This is a genomic window from Micromonospora sp. WMMA1363 (assembly GCF_030345795.1).
Lineage (GTDB): Bacteria > Actinomycetota > Actinomycetes > Mycobacteriales > Micromonosporaceae > Micromonospora.
Map to the genome: position 1 here is coordinate 615,001 of NZ_JAUALB010000001.1, position 12,936 is coordinate 627,936.

8 protein-coding genes, 2 rRNA genes and 1 pseudogene (1 of these 11 only partly in view) are annotated in these 12,936 nt (G+C 69.4%); 10 read left to right on the plus strand and 1 reads right to left on the minus strand.

Annotation, left to right across the window (positions count from 1 at the left end; all coding sequences use genetic code 11):
• From QTQ03_RS02905 to QTQ03_RS02920, 4 genes are all read left to right on the plus strand, one after another.
• Positions 1 to 3,022 (plus strand): 23S ribosomal RNA (locus tag QTQ03_RS02905); it begins 93 nt to the left of the window's first position.
• A 97-nt stretch (positions 3,023 to 3,119) separates the two neighbouring features.
• Positions 3,120 to 3,236, plus strand: a 5S ribosomal RNA gene (gene rrf / locus QTQ03_RS02910).
• 1,425 nt (positions 3,237 to 4,661) lie between these two features.
• Positions 4,662 to 5,540, plus strand: a complete 879-nt coding sequence (locus QTQ03_RS02915; RefSeq protein WP_289280646.1) for a tetratricopeptide repeat protein — start codon at positions 4,662 to 4,664, stop codon at positions 5,538 to 5,540.
• Positions 5,537 to 6,553, plus strand: coding sequence for an HAD-IIA family hydrolase (locus QTQ03_RS02920; protein WP_289276598.1), 1,017 nt, complete (start codon positions 5,537 to 5,539; stop codon positions 6,551 to 6,553). Before QTQ03_RS02915 ends, QTQ03_RS02920 begins: the two co-directional genes overlap by 4 nt.
• Positions 6,554 to 6,563: 10 nt before the next feature.
• Here QTQ03_RS02920 and QTQ03_RS02925 read toward each other — a convergent pair whose 3' ends face one another.
• Positions 6,564 to 6,902, minus strand: a complete 339-nt coding sequence (locus tag QTQ03_RS02925) for an SCP2 sterol-binding domain-containing protein (protein WP_289280647.1) — start codon at positions 6,900 to 6,902, stop codon at positions 6,564 to 6,566.
• Between the two features lie 111 nt (positions 6,903 to 7,013).
• Here QTQ03_RS02925 and QTQ03_RS02930 point away from each other — a divergent pair, with 111 nt between their 5' ends.
• The 6 genes and pseudogenes from QTQ03_RS02930 (at position 7,014) to steA (ending at position 12,917) form a co-directional block, all read left to right on the plus strand.
• A complete protein-coding gene (locus QTQ03_RS02930; RefSeq protein WP_289276599.1) occupies positions 7,014 to 7,592 on the plus strand; it encodes a hypothetical protein in 579 nt (192 codons plus the stop codon).
• 139 nt (positions 7,593 to 7,731) lie between these two features.
• Positions 7,732 to 7,884: a hypothetical protein gene (locus QTQ03_RS30565; RefSeq protein WP_289281027.1), complete on the plus strand. Its 153-nt coding sequence runs from the start codon at positions 7,732 to 7,734 to the stop codon at positions 7,882 to 7,884.
• An 18-nt stretch (positions 7,885 to 7,902) separates the two neighbouring features.
• A complete protein-coding gene (locus tag QTQ03_RS02940; protein WP_289276600.1) occupies positions 7,903 to 8,760 on the plus strand; it encodes a TlyA family RNA methyltransferase in 858 nt (285 codons plus the stop codon).
• A 55-nt stretch (positions 8,761 to 8,815) separates the two neighbouring features.
• Positions 8,816 to 9,712, plus strand: coding sequence for an NAD kinase (locus QTQ03_RS02945; RefSeq protein WP_289280648.1), 897 nt, complete (start codon positions 8,816 to 8,818; stop codon positions 9,710 to 9,712).
• 148 nt (positions 9,713 to 9,860) lie between these two features.
• Positions 9,861 to 11,616: pseudogene (gene recN / locus QTQ03_RS02950) on the plus strand (DNA repair protein RecN).
• A gap of 122 nt (positions 11,617 to 11,738) precedes the next feature.
• Entirely contained in the window at positions 11,739 to 12,917 is a 1,179-nt protein-coding gene (gene steA / locus QTQ03_RS02955) for a putative cytokinetic ring protein SteA (RefSeq protein ID WP_289280649.1), read from the plus strand.
• The last annotated feature ends 19 nt before the right edge of the window (positions 12,918 to 12,936 follow it).

A 12,936-nucleotide genomic window follows, 5' to 3' on the forward strand; every position in this document is an offset into this window, starting at 1 on the left:
CGAGCTGTGATCCCAGGGTGTCCGAATGGGGGAACCCGGCACCAGTCATGTGGTGTCACCTGCACCTGAACTCATAGGGTGTGTGGAGGGAACGCGGGGAAGTGAAACATCTCAGTACCCGTAGGAAGAGAAAACAATAGTGATTCCGTGAGTAGTGGCGAGCGAAAGCGGATTGAGGCTAAACCGGCTGCGTGTGATACCTGTCAGGGGTTGCGTGGTCGGGGTTGTGGGACCCTGCTGGACATGCTGACACGTGTTCGAGGAGTTACAAAGCCAGTTGCTAGCCGAACAGTCTGGGAAGGCTGACCGTAGGCGGTGATAGTCCGGTAGGTGAAAGTGGCTGGTCTTCTGTGGGTGTTCCCGAGTAGCGGCGGACTCCTGAAATCTGCCGTGAATCTGCCAGGACCACCTGGTAAGCCTGAATACTTCCTGGTGACCGATAGCGGACGAGTACCGTGAGGGAATGGTGAAAAGTACCCCGGGAGGGGAGTGAAATAGTACCTGAAACCGTTCGCCTACAATCCGTCGGAGCCTTGCGGGGTGACGGCGTGCCTTTTGAAGAATGAGCCTGCGAGTTAGTGGCATGTGGCGAGGTTAACCCGTGTGGGGGAGCCGTAGCGAAAGCGAGTCTGAATAGGGCGTTTGAGTCGCGTGTCCTAGACCCGAAGCGGAGTGATCTAGCCATGGGCAGGCTGAAGCGCGGGTAAGACCGCGTGGAGGGCCGAACCCACCAACGTTGAAAAGTTGGGGGATGACCTGTGGTTAGGGGTGAAAGGCCAATCAAACTCCGTGATAGCTGGTTCTCCCCGAAATGCATTTAGGTGCAGCGTCGTGTGTTTCTTGCCGGAGGTAGAGCACTGGATGGTCTAGGGGGCCCACAAGCTTACCGAAATCAGCCAAACTCCGAATGCCGGTAAGTGAGAGCGCGGCAGTGAGACTGCGGGGGATAAGCTTCGTAGTCGAGAGGGAAACAGCCCAGATCACCAGCTAAGGCCCCTAAGCGTGTGCTAAGTGGAAAAGGATGTGGGGTCGCATAGACAACCAGGAGGTTGGCTTAGAAGCAGCCACCCTTTAAAGAGTGCGTAATAGCTCACTGGTCAAGTGGTTCCGCGCCGACAATGTAGCGGGGCTCAAGCACACCGCCGAAGCTGTGGCATTCACACGTGTACTTCGCATTGTCCCTTTGTGGGTGGTGTGCAGGTGTGTGGGTGGGTAGGGGAGCGTCGTGTCGGGGGTGAAGCAGCCGAGTGATCGAGTTGTGGACGCGGCACGAGTGAGAATGCAGGCATGAGTAGCGAAAGAAGGGTGAGAAACCCTTCCGCCGGATGACCAAGGGTTCCAGGGCCAGGTTAATCCGCCCTGGGTGAGTCGGGACCTAAGGCGAGGCCGAGAGGCGTAGTCGATGGACAACGGGTTGATATTCCCGTACCCGCGAAGGAGCGACCCTGATGAACCTCGTTGTGCTAACCACCCGAGCTGTGTGAGGTCTTCGGACTGATCGTGGGGAGCGTGGGAACCTGGCGGGTAGTAGTCAAGCGATGGGGTGACGCAGGAAGGTAGCTGAGCCCGGCCGGTGGTTGTGCCGGGGTAAGCGTGTAGGCTGTGTCGTAGGTAAATCCGCGGCGCGTGAAGGCTGAGACGTGATGCCGAGCCGATTCAGGTGAAGTCAGTGATCCTATGCTGTCGAGAAAAGCCTCTAGCGAGTTCCGAGCGGCCCGTACCCCAAACCGACACAGGTGGTCAGGTAGAGAATACCGAGGCGATCGGGCGAACTGTGGTTAAGGAACTCGGCAAATTGCCCCCGTAACTTAGGGAGAAGGGGGGCCGGAGACGTGAAGCCCCGCGCGGGTGGAGCGTTGTATGGCCGCAGAGAGCAGGGGGAAGCGACTGTTTACTAAAAACACAGGTCCATGCGAAGAAGTAATTCGATGTATATGGACTGACGCCTGCCCGGTGCTGGAACGTTAAGGGGACCTGTTAGCTCTTCGGGGCGAAGCGGAGAACTTAAGCGCCAGTAAACGGCGGTGGTAACTATAACCATCCTAAGGTAGCGAAATTCCTTGTCGGGTAAGTTCCGACCTGCACGAATGGCGTAACGACTTCCCCACTGTCTCAACCACAGGCCCGGCGAAATTGCATTACGAGTAAAGATGCTCGTTACGCGCGGCAGGACGGAAAGACCCCGGGACCTTTACTATAGCTTGACATTGGTATCCGAATTAGCTTGTGTAGGATAGGTGGGAGCCGGTGAAGCTCATACGCCAGTATGGGTGGAGGCAATCTTGAAATACCACTCTGGTTGGTTTGGGTATCTAACTTCGGACCGTTATCCGGTTCAGGGACAGTGTCTGGTGGGTAGTTTAACTGGGGCGGTTGCCTCCTAAAGGGTAACGGAGGCGCCCAAAGGTTCCCTCAGCCTGGTTGGCAATCAGGTGTTGAGTGCAAGTGCACAAGGGAGCTTGACTGTGAGACTGACGGGTCGAGCAGGGACGAAAGTCGGGACTAGTGATCCGGCACTGGCATGTGGAAGCGGTGTCGCTCAACGGATAAAAGGTACCCCGGGGATAACAGGCTGATCTTCCCCAAGAGTCCATATCGACGGGATGGTTTGGCACCTCGATGTCGGCTCGTCGCATCCTGGGGCTGTAGCAGGTCCCAAGGGTTGGGCTGTTCGCCCATTAAAGCGGTACGCGAGCTGGGTTTAGAACGTCGTGAGACAGTTCGGTCCCTATCCGCCGTGCGCGTAGGATACTTGAGAAGGGCTGTCCCTAGTACGAGAGGACCGGGACGGACGAACCTCTGGTGTGCCAGTTGTCCCGCCAGGGGCACGGCTGGTTAGCTACGTTCGGAAGGGATAACCGCTGAAAGCATCTAAGCGGGAAGCTCGCTTCAAGATGAGGTATCCCGCCCACTCTTCGGGGTGGGTAAGGCCCCCAGCTAGACGACTGGGTTGATAGGCCGGAAATGTAAGCCCGGTAACGGGTTCAGTTGACCGGTACTAATAGGCCGAGGACTTGACCTACAAAGCTGCTACGCGTCCACTGTGCAACTCTGGACAAACGAACAACGCCCGCTGGTGGGAACTGGCTGGTTCGTGTTGTTTGATATGTCGATAGAGTTACGGCGGTCATGGCGGAGGGGAAACGCCCGGTTACATTCCGAACCCGGAAGCTAAGCCCTCCAGCGCCGATGGTACTGCACCTGGGAGGGTGTGGGAGAGTAGGACACCGCCGGACAATCTTCCAGTCGAGGGCCGCCCCATCCGGGTCGGCCCTCGACTGCGTAGCGCCGCAGGTGGCGCGATCAGGAAGGATGAAGCTGTGAGCTCAGGACCGCACGGCGGAGAGCGTCCGCGCCGTCAGGAAGACCGTACGGCTGGCCGTGACGGCGCGCCGCGTAGCGGCGACCGGCCGTCGTACCGGGATGACCGCGCCAGCGAGCGCCATCGCGGGTACCGGTCCGCGCCACGCGACAGCGACGCCCGGTCTGGCGGCTACCGACGGAATGGCGAGGATCAGGGTGGTTTCCGGGACCGGGAGGGTTTCCGGGGTGACCGGCGTGTGGGCGGGTTCCGCTCCGGCGAGTCCCGTGACGGTGGTTTCCGGGGTGACCGGGACGGTCGTGGCGGTGAGCGTCGCGAGGGTGGTTTCCGGGGTGACCGGGACGGTCGTGGCGGTGAGCGTCGTGACGGTGGTTTCCGGGGTGATCGGGACGGTCGTGGCGGTGAGCGTCGTGACGGTGGTTTCCGGGGTGATCGGGACGGTCGTGGCGGTGAGCGTCGTGACGGTGGTTTCCGGGGTGATCGGGACGGTCGTGGCGGTGAGCGTCGTGACGGTGGTTTCCGGGGTGACCGGGACGGTCGTGGCGGTGAGCGTCGTGACGGTGGTTTCCGGGGTGACCGGCGTGTGGGCGGGTTCCGCTCCGGCGAGTCCCGTGACGGTGGTTTCCGGGGTGACCGGGACGGTCGTGGCGGTGAGCGTCGTGACGGTGGTTTCCGGGGTGACCGGCGTGTGGGCGGGTTCCGCTCCGGCGAGTCCCGTGACGGTGGTTTCCGGGGTGACCGGGACGGTCGTGGCGGTGAGCGTCGTGACGGTGGTTTCCGGGGTGACCGGCGTGTGGGCGGGTTCCGCTCCGGCGAGTCCCGTGACGGTGGTTTCCGGGGTGACCGGGACGGTCGTGGCGGTGAGCGTCGCGAGGGTGGTTTCCGGGGTGACCGGGACGGTCGTGGCGGTGAGCGTCGCGAGGGTGGTTTCCGGGGTGACCGGGACGGTCGTGGCGGTGAGCGTCGCGAGGGTGGTTTCCGGGGTGATCGGGACGGTCGTGGCGGTGAGCGTCGCGAGGGTGGTTTCCGGGGTGATCGGGACGGTCGTGGCGGTGAGCGTCGCGAGGGTGGTTTCCGGGGTGATCGGGACGGTCGTGGCGGTGAGCGTCGCGAGGGTGGTTTCCGGGGTGATCGGGACGGTCGTGGCGGTGAGCGTCGCGAGGGTGGTTTCCGGGGTGATCGGGACGGTCGTGGCGGTGAGCGTCGTGACGGTGGTTTCCGGGGTGACCGGGGCGGCGACGGTCGGAACCGGCCCGAGGCTCGGACCGACGCGCCGGCGGCGCCGGAACTGCCCGACGAGGTCGTCGCGGAGGACCTGGACAAGGAGGTCCGGGCGGAACTGCTCTCGCTGGCCAAGCCGGTCGCCGAGAAGGTCGCTCGGCACCTGGTCGCGACCGGTCAGCTGATCGACGAGGAGCCGGCTGACGCGCTGGCGCACGCCCTCGCGGCCCGCCGGCTCGCCGCCCGCATCGCGGCGGTCCGGGAGGCGGTCGGCCTGGCGGCGTACCACGCGGGCGAGTGGCAGACGGCGGTGGCCGAGTTGCGGACGTACCACCGGATGACGGGGCTGCAGAGCCACCTAGCCGTGCTTGCCGACTGCGAACGGGCCCTCGGCCGTCCGGAGCGGGCGATCGACCTGTTCCGGGGGGCGGACCGCACGGAGCTGGACCAGGCTGTGGCGGTCGAGTTGCTGATCGTGGCCGCAGGGGCGCGGGGCGACCTCGGCCAGAAGGATGCCGCGGTGGCGATGCTCCAGGTGCCCGAGCTGACAAGTGACGCGGCCGAGCCGCGGGCGGCCCGGCTGCGCTACGCGTACGCTGACGCGCTGCTCGCGGTCGGCCGGCGCGAGGAGGCCCGCGAGTGGTTCTCCCGCGCGGCTGAAATCGACGCCGACAACGAGACCGATGCGGCGGAGCGGCTGTTGGAGCTGGACGGTGTGGTGATCGAGGGCGACGACGAGGACGAGGCGGACGCCGACGTGACCGACGCCGACGCAACCGCCGAGCCGCCCGCCGCCGTTGACGACGACGGGCCGGCAGGGAGCGCGGAAACGGATGTGAACGGCGCCGAGTTCGTCCGCACTGACGCCGGTGACCTGGCCGATGACGAGCTCACCGATGCCGAGGCACGGCGGCTCGCCGACCGGGCGGACGACACGGACGGCGTCGAGTCGGCCGTCGCGGATGGGACCGGCGCGCCGGGCGCCGACACGCGATGACCGACGGGGCGCGGCTGGTCGACGGGTACGCTCTGGTCGTCTTCGACCTGGACGGGGTGATCTACCTGATCGACCGGCCGATCCCCGGTGCGGTGCAGGCGGTCGGTCGGTTGCACGACGAGGGACGGGCGGTGGCGTACGCGACGAACAACGCCTCCCGCCGGTCGAGCGAGGTGGCCGACCTGCTTACCGGCCTGGGCGTCGCCGCCCGACCGGAGGAGGTCCTGACCTCGGCGGTCGCGGCCGCGGAGCTGCTCGGGAACCGGTACCCGGCGGGCGCGCCGGTTCTGGTGGTCGGTGCCGAGGCGTTGCGCGCCGAGGTCCGCGCGGCCGGGCTCACCCCGGTCGACCGGGCCGAGCAGTCGCCGGTCGCGGTCATTCAAGGGTACGGGCCGCAGGTCGGCTGGGCCGACCTCGCTGAGGCGGCGGTGGCCGTGCGCGGCGGGGCGGCATGGATCGCCACCAACACCGATCGGACCCTGCCCAGCGCCCGTGGCCCACTGCCGGGCAACGGCGCCCTGGTGGCCGCTTTGCGGGCCGCGCTCGGCCGGGACCCGGACGTGGTGGTGGGCAAGCCGGCGCCGGAGCTGTTCGTGACGGCCGCCCGCCGTGTCGGCGCCGGCCGGACGCTCGTCGTCGGCGACCGGCTGGACACCGACATTGAGGGCGCGGTTCGGGCCGGACTGGACAGTCTGCTGGTGCTCACCGGCGTCAGCGACGTCGCGGACCTGTTGGCCGCCCCGCCCGAGCGTCGGCCGACGTACGTCTCGCAGGATCTGGCGGGCCTCTTCGACCCCTCGGCCGCGGTGCGGATGTCCGGCGCCCCGCCGGCCGCCGGCTGGTCGGCGGCGCTGCGCGACGGGCACGTGGAGCTGTCCGGGGCGGGACATCCACTGGACGCGTTGCCGGCGCTCTGCGCGGCGGCGTGGTCGCTGGCGGAACCGCCGCGGGTACGGGCCACCTCGCCCGAGGCCGAGCGGGTGCTGACGGCATTCGGCCTGCCGTCCGCCTGAGCACCGGGCGTCAGAGCAGCTTGCGGAGCTTCATCAGGTCGAGCGGATTCGCCTTGATCGACACCCGTCGGGAGGCTACCGCGCGGGTCACGTCCAGCTCGCCGCGGACGAGGGCGAGCAGGTCGTCGCTGGTGGTGCTTATCGCGATCTTTGCCTTCGGGTCGTCGCCGTCGGCCAGGTCCACCAGGCGGCCGTCGGCGATCCGGCTGTGGAACGCCGCGTCCAGGTCGGTGATCCGGCAGGCCAGGGTGCGGTTCAGGTCGACCCGTTCCCGCACCGCCTCGGCGTTGTGGTCCAGCCGGGCGGCGAGATCCTGCAACGCCTGCCGACACTCGTCCACGCTGGCCACCATCGCCCCCTCGCACCCACGCCACGCCACTCCCGGCACCGTACCGTACGGTGGATGCCCCTGGGCCCGGTAGCGTGAGGACCGCACACTCCCTCGCGGAAGGACTCGGGCATGCAGGACGCGTGGCGCGCCTACCTCTCGCTGGCGATGGGCCTGACGGAGGCGCCCCGGAAGAGGGCCCAGGAAGCGGTCCGCCGGCTGGCCGGTACGGGCGGCGCGACCGCCGCCCAACTCCAGGCGCTCGCCGAGGAGCTGGTGTCCACCAGCGCCGCCAACCGGGAGGCGTTGACCAAGCTTGTCCGGTTCGAGGTCGACCGGGCGCTCGGCGCCGTGGGGCTGGCCACCGCCGACGAGGTGGTCGAGCTGACCCGGCGGGTGCACGATCTGGAGCGGCAGCTCCGCGCCGCCGGCGCGTCGGCGGCGGGCGCCGGCGGCGCCGAACCGGCCGTACCGCCCTTCGTGGCAGCCCCCACCACCGCGGTCGGCGCCCCGACCAGGGACGCCACCGCGACCGGCGAGGCCGCCCCGGCCAAGAAGGCGGTGGCCAAGAAGGCGGTGGCCAAGGAGGCGGTGGCCAAGAAGGCGGTGGCATCCCGGCCGCCGGCCGAGCTGGCGCCCACCGAGGCCCCTTCCTCCCCACGCCCGGCGAAGAGGGCGCTGCGCAAGCGGCAGCCGGGTGGGGCGGCGTGACGGGCCCGGCCCGGCCCGGCCCGCCGCCCACCACGCCGGCATCGGGCGTACCGCTGGACGCCCGCCCCGGCGGACCCCGACCGGGACCGCCCGCCGGAGGCCGACCCGGCCCCGCCCCGGCCCGGGCGGCGATGCGGCGGTGGCCGGCCAGGAGGTGCGGCACCCGGCTGTCGACGCCGCCGTGCAGGCGATGACCAACGCGGCAGGGCTGCCACCGGCGGACCAGATCGCGCAGTACGAGGCGGCCTACGAGACGCTGCGGGAGACCCTCGCCAGCATCGACCAGTCCTGAGGAGCCGGAGAACCATTCATGGCACGTCGCATCCGGCTAGATGCCGAACTCGTCCGCCGTGGTCTGGCCCGTTCGCGCGAGCAGGCTGCCGCGCTGGTGGAGGCCGGCCGGGTCCAGCTGCGCGGGGTGCCGGCACGCAAGCCCGCCGCGATGGTCGACCCCGCCGACCCGCTGGTGGTCACCGGCGCCGATCCGACCTCGGAGTACGTCTCCCGGGGTGGGCACAAGCTGGCCGGTGCCCTCGCGGCGTTCGGCCCCGGCGGGTTGGCTGTCGTCGGCCGGCGCTGCCTCGACGCCGGCGCCTCCACCGGCGGGTTCACCGACGTGCTGCTGCGCGCGGGCGCGGCCGAGGTGGTCGCCGTGGACGTCGGGTACGGGCAGCTCGCCTGGTCGCTGCGCACCGACGGGCGGGTACACGTGTTCGAACGCACCAACGTCCGTACCCTCACCCCGGAGGCGGTCGGTGGGCCGGTCGACCTCACCGTCGCCGACCTGTCGTTCATCTCGTTGCGGCTGGTGCTGCCGGCGCTTGTCGCCTGCACCCGGCCCCACGGTGATCTCGCGTTGATGGTCAAGCCGCAGTTCGAGGTGGGCCGGGAACGGGTCGGCGCCGGGGGCGTGGTGCGCGACCCGGGGCTACGGGCCGAAGCGGTGCTGGACGTGGCCGCCGCGGCGGCTGAGCTCGGTCTCGGCCTCGCCGACGTGTGCGCCAGCCCACTGCCGGGGCCGAGCGGCAACGTCGAGTTCTTCGTATGGTTACGCCGGGGCGTGCCCACAGCCGATCCGGAGCGGGTGCGCGCCGTGGTGACGTCCGGGCCGCGGGGCCCGGCGTCCGGCGACCTGCCGGACGCGGCGACAGAGGAGGTGGCCGGGTGAGCGAGCTGGCGAGCCCCGGGGTATGCGGGTCGGTCGACCGCGCGCTGCCATCGGGATGGCCGGCGCGGTGAGCCGGACCGCGTTGTTGGTGACCCACACGGGGCGCAGACGGAGCACCGAGCACGCCCGGGCGGTCGCCGCCGATCTCATCGCGGCCGGCTTCGTCGTCCGGGTCGTCGCCGAGGAGGCCGACGATCTGGACCTGCCCGGCGTGGTCCCGGTGACCGGCCCGGAGGCCGCCGAGGGCGCCGAGATCGTCTTCGCCCTCGGCGGGGACGGCACCTTCCTGCGGGCGGCGGAACTGGCTCGGCCGGCGAAGGTGCCGTTGCTCGGTATCAACCTGGGCAAGGTCGGTTTCCTCGCCGAGGCTGAGATCGACGACCTCGACACCGCGGTCCGCGACGTCGTGGGCCGCAACTACACGGTGGACGAGCGGCTCACCCTCGATGTGACCGCCGAGTTCGACGGCGGCCCGACGATCGAGTCGTGGGCGCTCAACGAGATCAGCGTCGAGAAGGGAGAGCGCGCCCAGATGCTCGAACTCCTCGTCGATGTGGACGGCCGGCCACTGTCCCGGTGCGGCTGCGACGGTGTGGTCTGCGCCACGCCCACCGGCTCGACGGCGTACGCGTTCTCCGGCGGCGGACCCGTGGTCTGGCCGGAGGTGGAGGCACTGCTGTTGGTGCCGATCAGCGCACACGCGCTGTTCAGTCGGCCGCTCGTCACGGCGCCCACGTCCACCTTCTCGATCATCGTCGACCCGTTCACCACCCTGGCGGTGCTGTGCTGCGATGGTCGGCGGGTCTACGACCTGCCGCCGGGAGCGCGGGTGACGGTCCGACGGGGCAGCCTGCCGGTGCGGATCGTGCGGTTGCGGGCCCGACCGTTCACCGACCGGTTGGTGGCCAAGTTCGACCTGCCCGTGCAGGGTTGGCGTGGCTCCCGCCGCTGATGCCTTCATTCCGCTAGCTTTCCCGCGCGATCCGGGCCGACCACGTCCGGTACGCGCGGCACGGTGTTCGACGCCACCCCTGGCGGCGTGACGACCCGTCCCCGCTCCGGCTGGTCAACGGTCGGGCCCGCGTCTAGTGTCGGGTGCTGTGCTGGAAGAGCTGCGCATCACCGGACTCGGCGTCATCGAGGACACGACGCTGCCGTTGACCGGCGGCATGAACGTCATCACCGGCGAGACCGGCGCGGGAAAGACCATGGTGGTGACCGGCCTTGGTCTGCTCTTCGGCGGGCGGGCAGACGCCGGCAGGGTCCGGGCCGTGCCCGGCCGTGCGGTGGTCGAGGGCCGGCTCCGGCTGTCCGGTGGCGCTGCCGCCACCGTGCACGCCCGGATCACCGATGCCGGCGGCGAACCGGACGAAGACGGGTCGGTGCTGCTCAGCCGCACAGTCACGGTCGAGGGCCGGTCCCGTGCCCACGTCGGCGGGCGAAGTATGCCGGTGTCGATGCTCGCCGAGGTGGGCGAGCAGGCGCTCGCGGTGCATGGCCAGTCCGACCAGTTGCGGTTGCTGCGCCCAGCCGAGCAGCGCGCCGCGCTGGACCGGTTCGCCGGCTCGGCGCACGAGAAGCTGCTTGACGCGCTGCGTGAGGCGTACGCTCGGTGGCGGTCGGTGGTCGACGAGCTGGCCGACCGGCGGCGCAACGCGCGCGAGCGTAACCAGGAGGCCGACCTGCTGCGCCTCGGCCTGGACGAGATCACCCGGGTGGACCCGCAGCCGGGGGAGGACGACGAGCTTAAGGCGGAGGCGCAGCGGCTTGAGCACGCCGAGGGGCTACGTACCGCGGCGCAGCTCGCCCAGCACTGCGTGGCCGGGGGAGTGGACGCCGCCGACGACTCACCGGACGCCAGCACGCTGCTCGGGACCGCCCGCCGCACGCTGGAGGGGCAGGCCGGCACCGATCCGGCCCTCGGCGAGCTGGCGGCGCGTCTGGAGGAGGCGACCACCCTGGTCGCGGACGTCTCCGCGGAACTGTCGGTGTACCTGGCCGGGCTCGACGCCGATCCGGCAAGGTTGCAGGCGCTCTACGAGCGGCGGGTGGCGCTGCGCGCGCTGACCCGCAAGTACGCCGACGACGTCGACGGGGTGATCGCCTGGGCCGAGCGGGCGCGGGCCCGGTTGTCCGATCTGGACACCTCCGACGAGCTGCTCGACGAGCTGGACCGGGAGGCGTCCCGGCTGGCCGGTGAGGTCGCCGACCTGGCGGGCCGGGTGTCGGCGTCGCGGCAGGATGCGGCGACCCGCTTCGCCGCGCAGGTCACCGAGGAACTGGCCGGGCTGGCGATGCCGCACGCACGCGTCGAGGTGGTGGTGCTGCCTCGCCCGATGGGGAAGAGCGAACCGAGGCTGCCGGTCAACGGCGTCGACGTCGGCGTCGGACCGGACGGCGGCGACGAGGTGGAGATGCGCCTGCTGGCCCACCCGGGCGCCGTCGCTGCCGTTGCAGCGGGGCGCTTCCGGGGGCGAGCTGTCCCGGGTGATGCTCGCCATCGAGGTGGTCTTCGCTGGCTCGGGCGGCCCGCCCACCCTCGTCTTCGACGAGGTCGACGCCGGCGTCGGCGGGCGGGCGGCGGTCGAGATCGGCCGCCGGCTGGCTCGGCTGGCCCGCAGTCACCAGGTGCTCGTGGTCACCCACCTGCCTCAGGTCGCCGCGTTCGCCGACCGGCACCTGGTGGTGGCGAAGGATACCGGTGGCGCGGTCACCACCAGTGGCGTCCGCGTGGTGGAGGACACGGAGCGCGCCCGCGAGCTAGCTCGGATGCTCGCTGGTCTGCCGGATTCGGATCTTGGTATCGCGCACGCGGAGGAGCTGCTGGCGGTGGCGACGCGGGAGCGGCGGGGGTAGAGCGGGGACCGATTGTGACCACAGGCACACCGGCCGGTGCCGTAGTGTGCTTCTCTGGACAGGCGGCCCCGCTCGGGCATGTCGCGCCGCAGATGCCTGCCTCACATGCCAGGATGGTCACGATGCGTCTACCCACGTTGCGCCGGACCCGGCCCGCGGAGCCGGGGAAAATCGTCGGCACCGCGCGCCTCGATCGCCGCACCAAACGCCTGGTCGGCCGGCTGCGTCCCGGTGACATCGCGGTCATCGACCACGTCGACCTGGACCGGGTGGCCGCTGACTCACTCGTCGCGGTCGGCGTCGTCGCTGTGCTCAATGCCAAGCCGTCGGTGTCCGGCCGCTACCCCAACCTGGGGCCAGAGGTGTTGATCAGTGCTGGCATTCCGCTCCTCGACGACCTGGGCGAGAGTGTCTTCGAGCAAGTCCGCGAGGGCGACACCGTCCGGATCGAGGGCAACACCGTCTACGTCGGCGACGAGCCGGTGGCCCACGGCGCCCTGCAGGACACCGAGACCGTGGCGAAGGCCATGGCCGACGCCCGTGAGGGGCTCTCGGTCCAGTTGGAGGCGTTCGCCGCCAACACCATGGACTACCTGAAGCAGGAGCGGGACCTACTCCTCGACGGCGTGGGTGTACCGGACATCCGCACCGAGATTCAGGGGCGGCATTGCCTCATCGTGGTCCGCGGTTACGACTACAAGGCCGACCTGGACGTGCTGCGCCCGTACATCCGGGAGTTCAAGCCGGTGCTGATCGGGGTGGACGGCGGCGCTGACGCCCTGGTCGAGGCCGGCTACACGCCGGATATGATCGTCGGCGACATGGACTCGGTCACCGACGACGTGCTGCGCTGCGGCGCCGAGGTGATCGTGCACGCCTACCCGGACGGGCGGGCGCCGGGGCTGGCCCGGGTGAACGGTCTCGGGGTGCCGGCGATCACCTTCCCGGCGGCCGCCACCAGCGAGGACCTCGCGATGCTGCTCGCCGACGAGAAGGGCGCATCGCTGCTGGTGGCTGTCGGCACCCACGCCACGCTCGTCGAGTTCCTGGACAAGGGCCGGGGCGGCATGGCGTCGACTTTCCTCACCCGGTTGAAGGTCGGTGGCAAGCTGGTCGACGCCAAGGGCGTCAGCCGGCTCTACCGGCAGAGCATCTCCGGGTCCTCGCTGCTGCTGCTGGTGCTATCCGCGATCGCCGCGATGGCCTCGGCCGTGGCGGTCTCCACCGTCGGCAAGGCGTACCTGGGCGTGGTCTCCGAATGGTGGAACAATTTTGTGTTCCAGCTGGAGCGGTTCTTCTGACGCCGTTCCACCGACAAGA